This window comes from Bradyrhizobium sp. Arg237L, from assembly GCF_029990105.1.
Taxonomy (GTDB): Bacteria; Pseudomonadota; Alphaproteobacteria; order Rhizobiales; family Xanthobacteraceae; genus Bradyrhizobium.
In genome coordinates this window covers 14,247-31,747 of record NZ_JAQMIL010000004.1, presented here as the reverse complement: position 1 = coordinate 31,747, position 17,501 = coordinate 14,247, and the positions used below count along the sequence as shown (strand labels likewise).

Below are 17,501 nucleotides of genomic sequence, written 5' to 3'. Positions count from 1 at the left end.
TCACACCGCGTTCGGTCTGCTCCCGCCGAGAATCTGCGACGCATTGCCGTGTAGGATTGCGGCCGCGGTAGCCTCGGGAAGCTGCGCGATCGCCGGCAGCGCCTTGGCGCCGACGGGATCACCGATCTCGAACGGGAAGTCAGAGCCGAACACGATCTGCCCGGGACCGACGAGGTCGATCAGGTAGCGCAACGGCGCGGCATGGGCGACCACAGTGTCGTAGAAAATCTGCTTCAGATATGAACTCGGCGGCCGCGAGATGTTCTTGCGGCAATCGGGATTGGCCTCGTAGCGCGGCGCCTCATAGGCGAGATCGAGCCGTCCGGCGAGCATCGGCAGCGTTCCGCCGCCATGCGCCAACACAAGCTTCAATCCCGCATGGCGCTCGAACACACCGGCGAAGATGAGACGCGCTACGCACAACGCCGTCTCCGACGGCCAGCCGACCAGTTGCAGCATCGTGTACTGGCCGAACGCCGGGCGTTCGATGCCGGTGGTCGGATGCATGAACACGATCACGCCGCGCCGGGCGCATTCCGCAAACAATGGCTCGAAGGCCGGATCGTCGAGCGGCCGGCCTGCCGCCGAGGTCGGCAGCGCTACGCCGGTCAGTCCATCCTCGTCGAGCGCGCGGCTGATCTCGGCGACGGCATGCTCCGGCTCGGTCAATGCCGGCACCGCGAGACCGCCATGGCGCCGACCAGCCTCCTTTACGAAATCCGCGGTCTGCCGGTTCAGCCTGCGCGCGAATGCGCGATCGGCTCCCCAGCTCGCATGACTGACGATGCGCGGCGGTGGTGACACAAGTTGCAAGGCGATGCCGCGCGCGGCAACACTCTGTGCGGCGCCTTCGATATCGAACAGGAGCGGATCGAGCGGCCCATAGCCGCCGAACCCGAAGCCCTCTTCCCTCGCCTCGATCCCGAATGCCTTCTCGCGCGCGAGCTCCGACAGGAACGCGCGCGTGAGCGCATGGGCGTGTACGTCGATGATCATTCGAACGGCTTGCGCGGATAGCGCACCGGCTTGGCCGCGATCTCCGCCGGATAAACCGGAACGGCAGTGCCGCCCTGAACCTGCGAGATCACCGCCGATGCCTTCTTGTCGACCCCGGTCTGATCGAACTGGACGTGGCCGAAGAAGGTCTCCACATCGAGCTGCAGCATGGCGTCGCGCACCTTCACCGGATCGAGCGAACCGGCCTTTTCGATCGCGAGCTGCAGCGCGAGCGCTCCCGCCGTGCCCGATGCCGTGATGTAGTTCGGCTTGGAGCCGCCGAACTCCTTCTCATATCCGCTGACATAGGCGGCAGCGTCGGCCACCAGCGGCCCCTTGTACTTGACCGCGGGATCCCAGATCTGCACGCCGATGAGGTCTTCCGAAGCCGGTCCAAGCGCGCTCAGGACGTCGGGAATGCCGACGGCGAAAGCAAAGCCGATGATCTTCGGGTTCACCTTCAAGGACTGCAGCGCCTTCACGAGCTGGATCGAATCCTGCACATAGCCGGTCAGGATCAGCACCTCGGGATTGGCGTCCTTCAGCGCGGTGGCGACGGACGACAGATCCACGGCGCCCTTCGGATACTTGCTGTTGTAGGCGATCTTGAAGCCAAGCGCCTCGGCCTTCTTCTGCGCGGCGCCCGCGAAGACGTTGGGGAATAGATCGTCGGGGCCGGCGATCGCGACCGTCGCCGGCGGCGTCGGCAGCTTCTTGATCATGTCCAGCATCGGATCGAGCGTGGTCGAGGCGAGCGGCGCGGGGCAGAAGATGAACTTGTAGCCGCGCTGATAGAGACTGTCGGCGGTGGCCATCGGCGTCATGGTGATGACCTTGTATTTCTCGCTGATCGCCGCCGTGGCGGTGGCGATGCCGGACGAATACGGCCCGAGGATGAAGTTGACATTGTCTTCCGTGATCAACTTCTCGGTCAGGCGCGCCGAACTCTGCGGCTTGCTTTCGTCGTCGTAATAGATGACCTGGACCTTGACCTTCTTGCCGGCGACATTGATGCCGCCCGCCTCGGTGACGAGCTTTTCCCAATAGGCATAGCCGTTCTTGAGAAGATTGCCTTCGCGCGAGAAGTTGCCGGTCAGGCTCACGGCCGCGCCGATCTTGACGACCTCCTGCGCCTGCGCGCCGCCGATCAGCAACAAACCGCTGGCAAGCGCGCCAGCCAGAAACGCAGATCTACTCATCCTCATCGCCTTCCCCCTTCAGTTTGCAGTTAGGTCGAACGGCCGGCGGTGCCGGGCGTGAACTGGCCATAGCCGGGCGAGCCGACGACCTTGCCGTCGCGCATCACCACGGTGCCGCGAACGATGCCGTAGGTCGCCGCGCCCTTGGTGCGCATGCCGACCCAGCTCGTATGCGCCGACTTCGACAGCATGTCCTCATGCCGGAATTCGCCTTCGCGGTTCATGTCGATAATGCTGAAGTCGGCGTCCGAGCCGACCTGGATCACGCCTTTCTTCGGATAGATTCCGAAGGTGCGCGCCGGCTTTTCGGCCGCCATGCGGGCCACCTGGTTGAGCGTCAGCCTTCCCTCGTTGACCGCGTTGATCATCAGCGGCACGAATTCCTGCGCCCCGGTCATGCCGAGCGGAACCGAGAACATGTCCTTCCAGCCCGGCTCGACGTCGTCGCGGGTATGCGGCGCGTGTTCCAGCACGATGAAATCGGCAATGCCGTTTTCGATCGCTTTCCAACCGTGCTCTGGCGCGTAGCCCCAGTTGTAGGTATAGGGCCCGACCTTCTCCATCTGCTCGCGGGTCATGAACAGCGTGCCGAGTTCGAGCTCCGCGGTAACGTCCTGGCCTAGCTCGAACTTGGCATGGCGAATCATCTCGTTGGCGCCGGGCGGCATCACGCCGAGATGCAGAACATGGAGCCTCACGCCGGCGATCCGCGCGTAATAGAGCGATGCGGCGAGACCGGCGACCATGCCATGGCCGTACATGTAGCCCTTGGCGAAGCTTTCCTGATAGGCCATCGCGTCGGTGCGGCCCTTGTCGATGTAGTCGCGGAAGGTCAGCCGCTTGCACCACTCCGGATCGTCGTGATGCACGGAGGCGACCAGGCCGACATCGCGGGTCGCCTCGTAGAGCTCGTAGAGGATGCCGTGGTCGAGCACGCCGAGCTCGGAGATATAGGGATAGACTTCCTTGATGTGACGGGTGTTGAATATCTTGATGCCGATCGCGCCGGCCTTCGCCAGGGCCTCGACCGTGCGCGGATAGAGCCCACCGCCATAGAGCGCATAGTCGACATGCGCCTTCGGCGCGACCATTGCCTTCTTCTCCTCGAAATGCTCGAGGCTGGTCGGATGCGGCGTGTTGTTGGTCATGTCGATGCAGAACGTCACGCCACCGGCCGCCGCGGCCGCCGATCCGGTCTGGAAGTCTTCCTTGTAGGTGTGCCCCGGCTCGCGGAAATGGCAGTGCACGTGCCAGATGCCGGGCAGCACCTCCTGCCCGCGCGCGTCGATGCGCTTGGCGGCATCGGGGAACGGGCCGCCAATCGCGGCGATCTTGCCGTCCTTCACCGCGACGTCGGCGCGGTAGGACGACGTCGGCGACCAGATGGTGCCGTTTTCGATAACGAGATCGTAGGCTACGCTCACTAACTCCTCCAGCTTGATCTATTGCAGCCCGAGATAGGCCGCTCGGATGTCGTCGCGAAGCAGCAGCTCCGACGACGGGCCGTCGATGATGATGCGGCCGGTGTCGAGCACGTAGCCGCGCGCTGCGATCTCCAGCGCGAGGCCGACGTCCTGCTCGACCAGCAGGATGCTGATGCCGCGGTCGCGGTTGATGGTGCGGATCACGCCGGCGATGCGCTCGACGACAACAGGCGCGAGCCCGAGTGACATCTCGTCGATCAGCAGCATCCTTGGCCGCGCCATCAGCGCGCGACCGATCGCGCACATCTGCTGCTCGCCGCCGGAAAGAAGGCCCGACAGCCGGTTCTGCAGCCGCACCAGCTCCGGGAATAGCTCGAAGACGAAGTCGATATCTTCTGTCTTGTGCGAGGTATCAGGCGCGGCGCGCGAACCCAGCTCCAGGTTCTGTCGCACCGTCAGCCCCTGGAATAGGCGGCGTCCCTCCGGCACCATCGCAAGCCCGAGCCGCGCGCGCTCATAGGGCGGGACAGTGAGGATCGGCTGGCCGTCGAACGTGATCGAGCCCGATCGCGGCGACACCAGCCCGGTCAAGGTTCGCAGCAGCGTCGTCTTTCCGGCGCCGTTGGCGCCGACCAGCGCGACGATCTCTCCCTGCTGCAGCGTAAAGCCGACATCGACCAGAACCCGGCTGTCGCCATAGCTGACCGCGAGCTGTTCGACCGACAGCAGGCTCATGCGGCACTCCCTGTGCGGGTCTTTGCGAAGCGGGTGCCGAGATAGGCCTCGATCACGGCAGGCTCGTTGACCACGTCATGCGGCAGGCCTTCGGTCAGCTTGCGGCCGAAATTGAGCACCATGGCGCGGTGGCACAGCGCCAGCACCGCCTTCATGACGTGCTCGATCACGATCACCGTCATGCCTGCGGCATTGATCTCGCGAACGAGATCGATCATGCGCTCGATCTCGGTGAGGTTGAGCCCGGCCATGACCTCGTCGAGCAGCAAGAGCCGCGGCTTCATGGCGAGCGCGCGGGCGACTTCGAGCCGCTTGCGGTCCGACAGCGTCAGATGCGGCGGCATGAAATGCGCCTTGGCGATCAGGCCGACGCGCTCCAGCGCCTCGTCGGCGGCATCGAGATATTCGTTGCGCTGGCGCAATCGGGCGTGGCCATACATGGCGCCGACGGTCACGTTCTCGCGCACGGTCATGTGGTTGAACGGCTGCACGATCTGGAACGTGCGCGCCACGCCGAGCTGCGATAGCTGGTACGAGGGAACGTTGGTGACGTCCTCCCCGGCGAACGAAATTGAGCCGCCATCGAGCTTGTAGACCGAGGAGATGGCGTTCAGCAGCGTGGTCTTGCCGGCGCCATTGGGGCCGATGACGCCGAAGATCTGTCCGGCTTCCACGCCGAAGCTGACGCCATCGAGCGCGAGCACGCCGCCGAACTTGATGGTGAGGTTGCGGCCTTCAAGTAGCGCCATCGTTCCTCCTCACCGATCGAACGAGCCGTGCAAAGGCGTTGATGATGCCGTTGGGGGCGACGATGCAGACGACGACGATCAGGAGCCCCAGGATCAACTGATGCGCCTTCAGGAATCCGCTCCAGACCAGAGTGGAGACGATCTCCAGCACGAAAGCGCCGATCACCGGCCCCAGGATGCTGCCCATGCCGCCGATGATCAGCATGATGTAGGCCTTCACGCCGACGGCCGGATCGAAGGCGCTGGACGGCTCGATGAAAGTGATCCAGTAGGCCCAGACGCCGCCGGCGAAACCGGTCAGGCCCGCGCTGATCGCCCAGGCATAGACCTTCGCCTTCGTGGTGTTGATGCCCATCACCGCGGCGGCACGCTCGCTGTCGCGGATCGCGCGCAGCGCGAAGCCGAGCGGACGCTTCAACAGGATGGCGACGATGGCGGTCGACGCCACTGCGCCGCCGAGCATCAGATAATAGAGCGCGATGTAGAGCGGCTTCGGGTCCCAGTCGCTGAGCGGCAGCGCAAGGCCCTGCGCGCCGCCGGTGATGCCGCCGATCTGGATGATGATCTGCACCGCCGCAAGGTTCAGCGCCACCGTCGCGATCGCGAAGTAATGGCCCTTCAGCCGCAGGATCGGCCAGCCAAGGATGAACGCGCAAACCGCCGACATCACGATGGCGAGCGCGATGCCGGCCACGAACGGCAGCCCCGCCACCATCGCGGTGCCGCACGCATAGGCGCCGATCCCGAAGAACACGCCGTTGCCGAAGGCATGATAGCCGGTGATGCCGACGATCACGTTGAGCCCCTGCGTGACGATCACATACATCAGCACCGTGGTCAGCACCCGCAGCCAGTAGGAGCTGATGCCGAGCGGCGCCGCGCACAGCACGAGAAGACCGATCGCGACCGCAGCCCACACCAGGGGGCGCATGGTGGACGCCTTGGCGCCCTGCTCCAGGACTGCGGCCTCGCTCATGCGTGTTCTCCGAAGAAGGCGCGACCGAACAGGCCCTGCGGCCGCACCACGAGCACACCGAGGAACATCGCGAACGCGACGATTTCCTGGAAACTGGTCCCGAGCCAATAGGCAGCCCAGGCCTGCACGAGGCCATAGAGGAAGCCTGCCACGATGCAGCCTTCGACGCTGCCGATGCCGCCGAGCACAGTGATCACGAACACAGCGCCGAGGAAGCTGACGCCCATGGTCGGCGATACCGGAAACAGCATGCTCGACAGCGAGCCCGCGGCCCCCGCCAGCGCCGCGCCGGCGCCCGCGGTGAGCGCAAACACCTGCTGCGGATTGATGCCCATCAGGTTCGACATCTCGCGGTCCAGCGCAGTCGCGAGGATAGCCTGCCCGAGGCTGGCGCGGCGCAGGAACACGAAGAACCCGACGCCCAGCGCAAGTGAGAGCCCGGCGGCAAGCAACCGCACCACCGGCACCAGCGTGCCGAACACCGCGACCGAGCTGCTGGCGTAGGAGGCGTTCACCGAGCGCACATCGGAAGTGAAGATCAGCACGGTGGCATCGGTCAGGACGAGCTCGATGCCGAACGTCACGACCAGCGAAAGCAAGAGGCTGGTGCGGATGACGTGATTGAGGATCAATCTCTGGATGCCGTAGCCGAGCACGAACATCGACGCCATGGCGAGCGGCATCGAGAGCAAGGGATCGACGCCGTAGCGCTCGAACAGCACGTAAGTGACGTAGGCGCCGAGCGTGATGAAGGCGGTGTGGGCGAGATTGATCACCCCCATCACGCCCCACACCATGGAAAAGCCGACCGTCGCGAGGCCGTAGAGGCCTCCCAGCAAGATGCCGTTCACGGTGGCTTGTGCGAGCATCAAAAAACCTTGTCGACGATGAGTTGCAAACGGTGCATACACAAAATATACATAAAGCGACGGAGGCCGCAATGAGCAAAAACAAGGCATCGCGCTCTAATGTTAAGGCACTGAAGGGTGCCAGCAGCGAGCATGCCTACCGCGCCTTGATGCAGGAGATCGTCTCTTTCACCTTGGTGCCAGGCGAGGATCTGGACGAAGCGACGCTGGTCGCCCGCTTCGGCGTTTCGCGCACGCCGGTGCGCGAAGCCCTTGTGCGGCTTGCCGCCGAAGGCCTGGTGCAGCTCGTCCCCAATCGCGGTGCACGCGTCGCGCCGATGGGCTGGAACGACATCCGCGAACATCTCGAAGCGTTCGACGTGTCGCAGCGCCTCGTCACGCGATGGGCGGCAATCCGCCGCACCGACGAGCAGGTCGCGAAGATGGATATCGAGCGCAAGGCGTTCGAGACCGCGTTCAGGCAGGACGACTCGGTGGCGATGCTGGACGCCAACTTCCGCTTTCACGCCGTGATCGGAGCCGCCTGCCGCAATTCCCTGCTGCAACGCTTCTATATCCAGCAGCTTACGGCCGACCTGCGCATTGCGCGGCTCGCCATGACCAGCGAGTGCTTTCCGACCGAGCGCTCCTATCGCAGCCATGTGGGCCAGATCGTCCGCGAGCATCGGGAACTGGTGGAAGCGATCCGCGAGCGCGACGGCGATCGCGCCGAAGAGCTGGCGCGATCCCATGCCGACCTCGCCCGCAAGCGGGTGTCGGAGAGCCTGACGCAGACGATGACGCCGGCGATGGAGATCCGGCTTGGCGATCAGGCGGCCGATGTGTGAAGTATGCGCCATCTTCGGCGCCGGCGAGCATTGGAGCGACTTCGGCCGCCTGCGCGACGAGCGCTTTCCGTTCGATGACATCCAGCACTATCGGGACGAGCGCAAGCGCCGCATCGAGCTCCTGAACATCATCCTGGCGCCGCTTGAAGCGAGCTGCGAGGACTGGGACGGCGAGGCCCTGATGGTGTTCGACCGGGTCGGCCGCTCCAGGATCGCGCCGACCCTCAACGATGTCTGGCCGGCGGCGGAGGCGCTGTCCGGACACTGCATCGACCCGCTTGATCCATCGTTCGCCGGCGGAAGCCGACATGCCTGATCGCCTGCCGCTCTTTATCGTCACGGGTTTTCTCGGCAGCGGCAAGACGACGCTGGTCCAGCGCTTTCTGCGGGAACCGGAAGGCCAGGGCACGGGTGTCGTGGTCAACGAGTTCGGCGAGGCCGGTCTCGACCATCGGTTGATGGTGCATGCCGCCGAGAACGTCGAGCTGATCGGTAATGGCTGCATGTGCTGCGCGCGGCGCGCCGATGTCGGCCGCGCGCTCTACGATCTGGTGCGGATGTCGCGGCAGGACGGACAGTCCCGCTTCACGCGCGCGATCATCGAGACCTCCGGACTTGCGGACCCCTCCCCGATCGTCGGCACCATCGCGCGCGACCCATGGCTGCGTCAGCATGTCGAACTCGTCAGCGTGATCGCGGTCATCGATGCCGTCGCAGGCTTGCGCAATCTGCGGGACTTTGACGAAGCCCGGCGACAGGTCGCGATCGCCGACGCGCTGGTGGTGACCAAGACCGATCTTCGCGCCGCACATCCTACCCGCGACATCACCGCGGCAGCGACCGCGATCGCGCCCGACCTTGTTCTGCACGATGCGCAGGATCCCGACTTCAGTCTTGCACGGCTGTTCGACCGGACGGCGGGCGAGAGTGCGTCCCGCGGTGGGACGCCATTCACGGCCACCGAGGTCCCGCAGCACGATCAGGACGTCGGCTCATTCACGCTGGCGCTGCCCGAGCGGATCGACTGGCCTGCCTTCACGCTGTGGCTTTCCGCGCTGCTGCATCGGCACGGCGACCGCATCCTGCGCGTCAAAGGCCTGGTCCGAACGTCAGCCGGCGCCAATCCAGTCGTGATCCATGGCGTGCAGCACTCGATGCACCCGCCGGTTCATCTCACCGGCGAGGACGCCGGGCAACCGTCGTTCCTGGTGTTCATCACCCGCGGACTCACGCGCGACCCGATCGCGCAGAGTCTGACGCGCTTCCTGCATCTCGCGGAAGCGCATAGCCGAGTTCACGTGTCCGAGCCGGCCTAGCGTGACCCACGCCGTCATCGCGCGGCTCGCTGCGGCGCAGCATGCAAAATGAGACTGCCCGTCAAGCCGCGCGGCGCGGAGACGTCCGCGCTGCATCCGCCATCGGTTAGCCTTCGCCCAACAACCAGACGTCGCGGCCATCGCAAACACGCGGGCCGCATGCAAGACGCTGCAAAATGGGAGGAGGAGAGCGATGTTGAAAGGCAGTGTGGGACTGATCGCGCTAGGCAGCCTGTTGCTTTCAGGCGCCGCAGTCGCGCAGGAGAAGATCAAGGTCGGCGTCACCGCAACCCTCGAAGGCACCTACACCGTGCTTGGCGAGGACGGCATCCGCGGTTTCCAGACCGCGCTCAACACGCTCGGCAAGAAGGTCGGCGACAAGGAGCTGGAATTCGTCATCGCCTCGACGGATGCGACGCCCGATTCCGCGGTGCGCGCGGTGCGCAAGCTGATCGAGCAAGACAAGGTGCAGATCCTGCTCTCGCCGCTCTCCGGCGACGAAGGCATCGCGGTGAAGAATTTTGCCAAGTCACGTCCCGAGCTGACCTTCGTCAACGCCGCCTCAGGTGCGCAGGAGACGACCTATGTCGACCCTGCCCCGAACTTCTTCCGCTACAACATGGACGGCGCGCAGTGGCAGGTCGGTCTCGGCAAATATGCCTATGAAAACAAGGGCTATCGCAAGATCGCGACCGTCGGCGAGGATTACTCCTTCATCTACACCCAGGTGTTCGGCCTGGTGCTTGAATTCTGCGGTGCCGGCGGACAGGTCACGAACCGGCAATGGGTGCCGCTCGGCACCAAGGACTTCGCCTCCGTGATCGCCGCCCTGCCCGACGATGTCGACGCGATCTATCTCGGCCTCGGCGGTGCTGACGCCGTCAACTTCCTCAACCAGTATCAGCAGGCCGGCGGCAAGGCGCATCTGATGGGCGGTTCGATCATGATCGACCAGACCATCCTGTCCTCCAAGGGCAACGCCAAGAACGCGCTGATCGGCACTATCGCCGCGAGCGGCCAGGCCGACACCTGGGAGGATCCCGGCTGGCAGAAGTTCGTGAAGGCCTATCAGGACTCTTTCCCGCCGAACAAACGCTTCCCGAGCCCCTCGCTGCTCGCCACCAACTATTACGGCTCGACCATGGCGCTGATCCTGGCGCTGCGTCAGGTCAATGGCGACCTCAGCAACAACCAGGCAAAGCTCAAGGAAGCGCTGGCCAAGATCGAGCTCGACGCGCCCAACGGCAAGATCAAGCTCGACTCCAACCGCCAGGCGATCGGCACCAATTTCGTGACCGAGGTGGTGGACGACGGCAAGGGCGCCCTGTTCAGCAAGGTCGTGAAGGTGATCCCGAACGTGAACCAGACGCTCGGTTACGATCCGGCGGTGTTCGCCAAGATCGGCCTGCCGAGCCGCACCGTCCCGGAATGCAAGAAGTACTGACCTAATTTTTGCAGGTGCGAACCGACCGTTGGTTGACGGGCGCGGCGTTCTCACGCTTGCGTTCTTTTCCTGGATGTTGAACGCTGGTTGCAAAAGACAAGAACATCCCGCGGGAGGGAGGGCATGAGCAAAGCGCTTGCCGTCTTCCACGGCCGGTTCGGTCGCGCGACGGTCTATCAGTTGAACCGTCCCTTCAACGTGCATGCGCACCGCGAAGGACATCTGATCTTCCATGTCGGCGGCACACCGGCGCAGATCGACGTCTGCGACCGGCGCCGGCTCCTGACCGAGGATTCCGTCGTCGCGGTCAACCCGTGGGAGCCGCACAACTTCCTGCCGACGGACATGGAAAGGGGCGCGATCTTCTTCGTGCTTTATGTCAACGCCGAATGGTTCGCGCCCGACGCGTCCTGCACGCAAGGCCTCCGCTTCGGCCGCACGCATTTCAAGCGCAGCGACATACTCGACAGGCTGATCCGCCACACCGCAGCGCTCGTGTGCGGCGCACCCTCGCTCAAGAGCCTCGATGGCGAATTGCGGCGCCTGATCGATCTCAGCTACGAGGAAAGCTGGCGGCAAACCGAAACCTGTCAGGAAATTCGCACCGCCGCCGCGATCACCGATTTTCGCATCCGCAAGTCCGTCAAGCTGTTGTCCGAAAGCCCCGGCGCCGAGATCGAGCTGGATTCGATCGCCCGCGCCTCCGGCCTATCCCGGCCTCACTTCTACCGGCTGTTCCGCACCCAGACCGGCGTCACGCCGCATCTCTATCGCAACACGCTGATGATGGAGCAGGCGCTGGACGCGCTGGTCGCCACCGAGGCGCCGATTGCCGATATCGGCTTCGATCTCGGGTTCTCCTCGCAAAGCGGCTTCACCCGCTTCTTCGCCGCCAATGTCGGCATGGCGCCGACCGACTACCGCCGCGCCGCCAAGGTGCTGCGCCCCTGATAAAAGATACTCCCGGTCAAATCCGCCGCCTCGGCCTTCGCTAGGATGCCAGCAACGCGATCCGAAAAGACGATCGCGAGGCCTTGAGGGAACGCACGTCGATGGCACGGTTCATCGAACGCCATCCGGCATGGGCGCTGATCGCGATCATCGCGATCGCGCTGCTGTTGTGGCTGATCTTCGCGGTGTGGCCGCCGGGCCTGGAACAGGCGATCGGCCGCAAGCGGGTCTTCCTCAACGCCATCTTCAACGGCATCACGCTGGGTGGCCTCTATTTCCTGGTGGCGAGCGGCTTCACGCTGATCTTCGGCTTGATGCGCAACGTCAACCTCGCGCATGGCTCGCTCTATCTGTTCGGTGGCTATGTCGGCTACGCCATCAGCGCCTGGACCGGCTCCTGGATCCTGAGCTTCGTCGTCGCTTTCCTCGCGGTCGCGCTCGTCGGCGTGCTGCTGCAGATCCTGGTGTTCCGCCGCATGGAGGGCCAGGATTTGCGGCAGACCATGGTGACGATCGGGCTTGCGATCGTGTTCGCCGATTTGATGCTGTGGGTGTTCGGCGGCGACTTCTACCAGATCCCGACGCCGAGCTGGCTGATCGGCCCGGTGCAGCTTCCGTTCATCACCGCGGTCAAATCTTCTGGTGAGCCGGTCTATCTGCAATATCCGATGGTGCGGCTCGCGATCTTCGCCGCCTCCGTCATCATCGGCATCGCGATGTGGCTCGCGCTGAACCGCACGCGGATCGGCATGATCGTGCGTGCCGGCGTTGATGATCGCGACATCCTGGCCGCGACCGGCGTGCAGATCCAGGCCGTGTTCGTGCTGGTGTTCGCGCTCGGTGCGGGATTAGCCGGCATCGCCGGCGTGGTCGGCGGCACCTTCCAGTCGATCTCGCCGGGTGAGGATACGCGCTTCCTGCTCGCCTCGCTCGTGGTCGTGATCGTCGGCGGCATGGGATCGATCCCGGGCGCGGCGCTCGGCGCCGTCATCATCGGCCTCGCCGAGCAGCTCGGCTCCGTCTACATCCCGACCTACGCCATCGTCGTGACCTTCCTGATCATGGTGCTGGTCCTGGCGCTGCGGCCGCAGGGCCTGCTCGCGAGGCGATGACATGTCGTTGACGCAGCTTCATGCAGCAGCGACCGCGGTAGAACGCCCGAAGTTCCGCGCCTGGCCCGAGCTCAACAACCCGGCCGCGTGGCTGGTTGCGCTGATCCTGGTGATCATGCCGCTGATCGCCAACGGCTTCTTCCTGATCGAGATCTTCGGCACCTCGCTGATCCTCGGCATCGTCGCGCTCAGCCTGATGTTCCTCGCCGGCTACGGCGGCATGGTCAGCCTGATGCAGCTCACCATCGCGGGCTTTGCGGGCTACATGGTCGCGGTGTTCGGCGTCAGCGGCAATGCCAATATCAGCCTCGGCTGGCCGTGGTGGCTGGCGACGCCGGTGGCGCTCGTGCTCGCGACGATCTTCGGCACGCTCGGCGGCGCGCTCGCGGTCCGCACCGAGGGCATCTACACCATCATGATCACGCTCGCGATCGGCGCGGCCTTCTACTACTTCACCAACCAGAACTGGGCCATCTTCAACGGCCATACCGGCATCAACACCGTCGCTACGCCGCAGTTCTGGAGCGTCGACTGGCGCTCCGATATTCCCTTCTACTACCTGATACTCGGCGTCGCCGCTCTCTGCTATTTCGCGGTCCAGTACGTCTCGCGCGCTCCGTTCGGGCTGGCGCTGCAGGGCGTGCGCGACAATCCCCGCCGCATGGCGGCGCTCGGCTTCAACGTCAACGCGCACCGTGTCGCCGCCTATGCGTTCGCATCCTTCATTGCCGGGCTCGGCGGCGTGCTTCAGGTCTGGAACTATCGGCAGATCTCGCCCGGCTCGGTCGGCGTCGAGCGCTGCATCGACATCCTGATCATCGCCGTGGTCGGCGGCATCACCCGGCCGGTCGGCCCATTCATCGGCGCGCTCATCTTCGTTATCCTGCGCACCTTCGCGCTCGACGTCCTGATCAAGTTCGGGCTCGACGGCAATCGCTTCCGGCTCCTGATCGGGCTCGGTTTCCTTGCCATCGTGTTCTGGTCGTCGGACGGCGTGATCGGCCTTTGGGAGCGCTGGCGCCGCCGCCAAACACGAACCTCAAGCAGCACTGCGGGAAGCCGACATGGATAGCGTCGCGCATCGCCTCTCCGCAGTCGGCGCCGGCGCTGCGCTGGAACTGCGCGGCGTGACGCGGTTGTTCGGCGCGCTGGCCGCGCTGACCGACGTCACCATGACAGTACGCCCGGGCGAGCGGCGCGCGGTGCTCGGCTCCAACGGCGCCGGCAAGACCACGCTGTTCAACTGCATCACCGGCGATTTCCTGCCCTCCTCCGGCACCATCCGCTTCTTCGGCGAGGACGTCACGCGCTTCCCGCCCTATGAGCGCATCCGCCGCGGCCTGCGCCGCACCTACCAAATATCGGCACTGTTCCCCGGCCTCACCGTGCAGGACAATGTCTACCTCGCCTGCCGCGGCGTCTCGCGCGGACGCTTCTCCTTCCTGCGTCCTGGAGCAAACGACGCGCTGATGCATGCGACGGAAACGCTGGTGCAGGCGGTGCACCTGACACCGGTAAAGGACCAGCGCGTCGCCGAACTCGCCCACGGCCAGCAGCGCCAGCTCGAGATCGCGCTCGCGCTCGCCGGTGCGCCGCGCTTCATCCTGTTCGACGAGCCGGCGGCGGGCCTGTCGCCGGCGGAGCGGCTCGAACTGATCGAGATCCTGACCTCGCTTCCAGCGCATATCGGCTACATCATCATCGAGCACGACATGGATGTCGCGCTGCGCGTCGTCGAGAGCGTCACGATGATGCACAACGGCCGCGTCTTCAAGGAGGGCCTGCCACGCGAGATCGAATCCGATCCTGAAGTGCAGGAGCTCTATCTCGGAGGCGGACATGAGTGATATCCGCCGCGCCGCGCCCGCCTTGGAGGTCAGGGGCCTCGACGTCTACTACGGCCATTCGCATGCGCTGCAGGGCGTCGATCTCACGCTCGATTCCGGCGTGTTCTCGGTGGTCGGCCGCAATGGCATGGGCAAGACCACGCTGTGCAAGACCATCATGGGTTTGGTGCGGGCCAGCGGCGGCTCCCTGCGTATCCGCGGCGAGGACGTCACGCACATGAGCCCGGCCCGGATCGCGCGGCTTGGCGTCGGCTATGTGCCGCAAGGCAGGCGCCTCTGGCGCTCGCTCAGCGTCGACGAGCATCTGCAGCTCGCCGGCGGGATGCGCCGCGGCCCGTGGACGGTCGAGCGCATCTACGACACCTTCCCGCGCCTTGCCGAACGCAAGGAGCATGGCGGCAGCCAGCTTTCCGGCGGTGAGCAGCAGATGCTCGCGATCTCGCGCGCGCTTCTCACCAATCCGCATCTGTTGATCATGGACGAGCCGACCGAGGGTTTAGCTCCCGTGATCGTGGCGCAGGTCGAGGAGATGCTGGTTCGGCTTGGCGAAGACGGCGACATGTCGGTGCTCGTCATCGAGCAGAACATCGGCGTGGCGACGGCGATTTCCAAGAACGTCGCCATCATGGTCAACGGCCGCATCAACCGCATCATCGATTCCGTGCGGCTCGCCGCCGACCGCGGGTTGCAGCAGCGCCTGCTCGGCGTCGGGCTCCACGGCGATGTTGCAGCCGATATCGACGCGGGCCCCGCAAAGCAGGAGCCGGATGCCGCGCCGCAGCCCGCGCGCAAAGGTCCGGTCCGCATCTACATCTCCAATCCGACGCCGCCGACGCGCTGGTCGCAGCCGACGTCGATCGCCCGCATCGAGGCAGCCGCGCGAACGCATACGGCAGGCGTAACGCGGCTTGAAGAGAGCACGCGGCAGCGACGCGAACCGGCCACCGCGCAGACCGCCGGCCCGCCGGTCGTGCTGGTCGTCGGCACGCTCGACACCAAGGGACCGGAGCTGCGCTTCATCCGAGACATCATCGCGGCAAGCGGGCTGCGTTCCCGTCTGGTCGACGTCTCCACCGGCGGCAAGCAGACGACCTGCGATGTCTCCGCCCAGGAGATCGCGCTGAACCATGGTCGCGGCGGACCCGGCGTGTTCGGCGCCGATCGCGGCGCCTCGGTCAGCGCGATGGCGGATGCCTTCGCGAAATGGCTGCGCCGTCAGGGCAATGTCGCCGGCATCATCTCGGCTGGCGGCTCCGGCGGCGCCTCGCTGGTCGCGCCTGCCATGCGTACCCTGCCCATCGGCGTGCCCAAGATCATCATCTCTTCCGTCGCCTCGGGTGACGTCGGTCCCTATGTCGGCCCGGCCGACATCATGATGATGTATTCGGTCACCGACGTCCAAGGCCTCAACTCGATCTCGCGCGCGGTGCTCTCCAACGGCGCGAATGCGTTGGTCGGCATGGTGAAAGCACGTCTCGACGAGCGCGGCGCCCGGCAGCGCGAGACCGGCAGCGGCCTTCCCGCCGTCGGCATCACCATGTTCGGCGTGACCACGCCTGCCGTCCAGAAGATCGCGGCCGAGTTGAAGGACGATTTCGAGTGCCTGGTGTTCCACGCCACCGGCGTCGGGGGCCGCTCGATGGAAAAGCTCGTCGATTCCGGCCAACTCGCTGCCGTCATTGATCTGACCACCACCGAAATCTGCGATCTCCTGATGGGCGGCGTCTTCCCGGCCACCGACGATCGCTTCGGGGCGATCATCCGCAGCCGCGTGCCCTATGTCGGCTCGGTCGGCGCGCTCGACATGGTCAATTTCGGTGCGCCCGACACCATCCCTGAGCGCTATCGCCAGCGCCAGTTCCACGTCCACAACCCGCAGGTCACGTTGATGCGGACGACAGTGGAAGAGAACGAACGCATGGGCCACTGGATCGGCGAACGGCTGAACCAGATGGACGGTCCCGTGCGCTTCTTCCTGCCCGAGGGCGGCGTCTCCGCGCTCGATGCAGCAGGTCAACCGTTCTGGGATCCGGATGCCGATGCGACGCTGTTCCGCGCGCTGGAGCGCACCGTGCGCCAGACCGGCAACCGCCAGCTCATTCGCATCAGGCGCAACATCAACGATCCCGAATTTGCGGCTGCAATCGTAGCCGCGTTCCGTCCTCTGCTCGGACGCGCCGGTGGACGGCGGAGAGTGGCGAGGTGACCCATGGCCAGGTTTGAACGCGCGGCGCTGTTGAAGAGGTTTCGCGACATGGCGGCCAGGGGCGAGCCGATCGTCGGCGGCGGCGCCGGCACCGGGCTCTCGGCCAAGTGCGAAGAGGCCGGCGGCGTCGACCTGATCGTGATCTACAATTCCGGACGCTATCGCATGGCGGGCCGCGGCTCGCTCGCCGGCCTCATGCCTTATGGCGATGCCAATGCGATCGTGCTGGAGATGGCGGGCGAAGTGCTGCCGGTCGTGACCAACACGCCGGTGCTCGCCGGCGTCAACGGTACCGATCCGTTCCGCGACATGGACCTGTTCCTGGATCAGCTCAAGGCGCTCGGATTCTCCGGCGTACAGAACTTTCCGACCGTCGGCCTGATCGACGGCATATTCCGCGCCAATCTCGAGGAGACCGGCATGTCCTATGCGCTCGAGATCGAGATGATCGCGAAGGCGCATGACAAGGACATGCTGACGACGCCCTACGTCTTCAGCGAGACCGAAGCGGCCGCGATGGCGATTGCAGGCGCTGACATCGTCGTCTGCCATCTCGGCCTGACCACCGGCGGCTCGATCGGGGCGCAGACCGCGCTCAGGCTCGAGGACTGCCCGGCCCGCATCGATACCTGGGCCGAGGCCGCGCTCAGCGTCAACCCGCACATCCTGGTGCTCGCGCATGGCGGCCCGATCGCGGACCCCGCCGACGCCGATTTCATCATGAAGAAGACCCGCAAATGCCACGGCTTTTATGGCGCCTCCTCGATGGAGCGCCTGCCGGTCGAGCGGGCGCTCACGGATCAGGTACGCAAGTTCAAGATGATCGGCGCCCGCTAGCGCCGAGCAAGGG

At 65.2% G+C, this 17,501-nt stretch carries 17 protein-coding genes; 10 read left to right on the top strand and 7 right to left on the bottom strand.

The annotated features are described in order from the left end of the window. Genes OZ411_RS03270 through OZ411_RS03240 form a run of 7 tightly spaced genes read right to left on the bottom strand, consistent with a single transcriptional unit; the run spans nt 1 to nt 6,948 of the window. A complete protein-coding gene (locus OZ411_RS03270) occupies nt 1-996 on the bottom strand; it encodes an amidohydrolase family protein (protein WP_282526784.1) in 996 nt (331 codons plus the stop codon). Next, entirely contained in the window at nt 993-2,195 is a 1,203-nt protein-coding gene (locus tag OZ411_RS03265) for an amino acid ABC transporter substrate-binding protein (RefSeq protein WP_282526783.1), read from the bottom strand. Before OZ411_RS03265 ends, OZ411_RS03270 begins: the two co-directional genes overlap by 4 nt. Nucleotides 2,196-2,224: 29 nt before the next feature. Further along, on the bottom strand, nt 2,225-3,619 hold the full coding sequence (locus tag OZ411_RS03260) for a dihydroorotase family protein (RefSeq protein WP_282526782.1): 1,395 nt from the start codon (nt 3,617-3,619) through the stop codon (nt 2,225-2,227). A gap of 18 nt (nt 3,620-3,637) precedes the next feature. Next, the gene (locus OZ411_RS03255; RefSeq protein WP_282526781.1) at nt 3,638-4,354 is read right to left on the bottom strand and encodes an ABC transporter ATP-binding protein; all 717 of its coding nucleotides are present in this window, start codon (nt 4,352-4,354) and stop codon (nt 3,638-3,640) included. Continuing rightward, nucleotides 4,351-5,103 carry an ABC transporter ATP-binding protein gene (locus OZ411_RS03250; protein WP_282526780.1) on the bottom strand — a complete coding sequence of 251 codons (753 nt, stop codon included), beginning with the start codon at nt 5,101-5,103 and terminating at the stop codon, nt 4,351-4,353. The genes OZ411_RS03255 and OZ411_RS03250 overlap by 4 nt, the downstream gene beginning before the upstream one ends. Then, nucleotides 5,090-6,079 carry a branched-chain amino acid ABC transporter permease gene (locus tag OZ411_RS03245; protein ID WP_282526779.1) on the bottom strand — a complete coding sequence of 330 codons (990 nt, stop codon included), beginning with the start codon at nt 6,077-6,079 and terminating at the stop codon, nt 5,090-5,092. Before OZ411_RS03245 ends, OZ411_RS03250 begins: the two co-directional genes overlap by 14 nt. Continuing rightward, nucleotides 6,076-6,948 carry a branched-chain amino acid ABC transporter permease gene (locus tag OZ411_RS03240; protein ID WP_282526778.1) on the bottom strand — a complete coding sequence of 291 codons (873 nt, stop codon included), beginning with the start codon at nt 6,946-6,948 and terminating at the stop codon, nt 6,076-6,078. The genes OZ411_RS03245 and OZ411_RS03240 overlap by 4 nt, the downstream gene beginning before the upstream one ends. 71 nt (nt 6,949-7,019) lie before the next feature. On the opposite strand from OZ411_RS03240, the gene OZ411_RS03235 reads away from it, so the two are divergent. From OZ411_RS03235 to OZ411_RS03190, 10 genes are all read left to right on the top strand, one after another. Further along, nucleotides 7,020-7,775: a GntR family transcriptional regulator gene (locus OZ411_RS03235; RefSeq protein WP_282526777.1), complete on the top strand. Its 756-nt coding sequence runs from the start codon at nt 7,020-7,022 to the stop codon at nt 7,773-7,775. After that, nucleotides 7,750-8,091, top strand: a complete 342-nt coding sequence (locus OZ411_RS03230) for a hypothetical protein (protein ID WP_282526776.1) — start codon at nt 7,750-7,752, stop codon at nt 8,089-8,091. The genes OZ411_RS03235 and OZ411_RS03230 overlap by 26 nt, the downstream gene beginning before the upstream one ends. Further along, entirely contained in the window at nt 8,084-9,091 is a 1,008-nt protein-coding gene (locus tag OZ411_RS03225; protein WP_282526775.1) for a GTP-binding protein, read from the top strand. Before OZ411_RS03230 ends, OZ411_RS03225 begins: the two co-directional genes overlap by 8 nt. A 193-nt stretch (nt 9,092-9,284) precedes the next feature. After that, entirely contained in the window at nt 9,285-10,535 is a 1,251-nt protein-coding gene (locus OZ411_RS03220) for an ABC transporter substrate-binding protein (protein ID WP_282526774.1), read from the top strand. A 123-nt stretch (nt 10,536-10,658) separates the two neighbouring features. Next, entirely contained in the window at nt 10,659-11,486 is an 828-nt protein-coding gene (locus OZ411_RS03215) for an AraC family transcriptional regulator (protein ID WP_282526773.1), read from the top strand. Between the two features lie 101 nt (nt 11,487-11,587). Then, on the top strand, nt 11,588-12,598 hold the full coding sequence (locus tag OZ411_RS03210) for a branched-chain amino acid ABC transporter permease (protein ID WP_282526772.1): 1,011 nt from the start codon (nt 11,588-11,590) through the stop codon (nt 12,596-12,598). Nucleotide 12,599: 1 nt separating this feature from the next. Further along, nucleotides 12,600-13,670, top strand: coding sequence for a branched-chain amino acid ABC transporter permease (locus OZ411_RS03205; protein ID WP_282526771.1), 1,071 nt, complete (start codon nt 12,600-12,602; stop codon nt 13,668-13,670). Beyond that, nucleotides 13,663-14,445 carry an ABC transporter ATP-binding protein gene (locus tag OZ411_RS03200; RefSeq protein ID WP_130582378.1) on the top strand — a complete coding sequence of 261 codons (783 nt, stop codon included), beginning with the start codon at nt 13,663-13,665 and terminating at the stop codon, nt 14,443-14,445. Before OZ411_RS03205 ends, OZ411_RS03200 begins: the two co-directional genes overlap by 8 nt. After that, nucleotides 14,438-16,651: an ABC transporter permease gene (locus OZ411_RS03195; RefSeq protein ID WP_282526770.1), complete on the top strand. Its 2,214-nt coding sequence runs from the start codon at nt 14,438-14,440 to the stop codon at nt 16,649-16,651. Before OZ411_RS03200 ends, OZ411_RS03195 begins: the two co-directional genes overlap by 8 nt. Nucleotides 16,652-16,654: 3 nt before the next feature. Further along, nucleotides 16,655-17,488, top strand: coding sequence for a phosphoenolpyruvate hydrolase family protein (locus OZ411_RS03190; protein ID WP_282526769.1), 834 nt, complete (start codon nt 16,655-16,657; stop codon nt 17,486-17,488). The last annotated feature ends 13 nt before the right edge of the window (nt 17,489-17,501 follow it).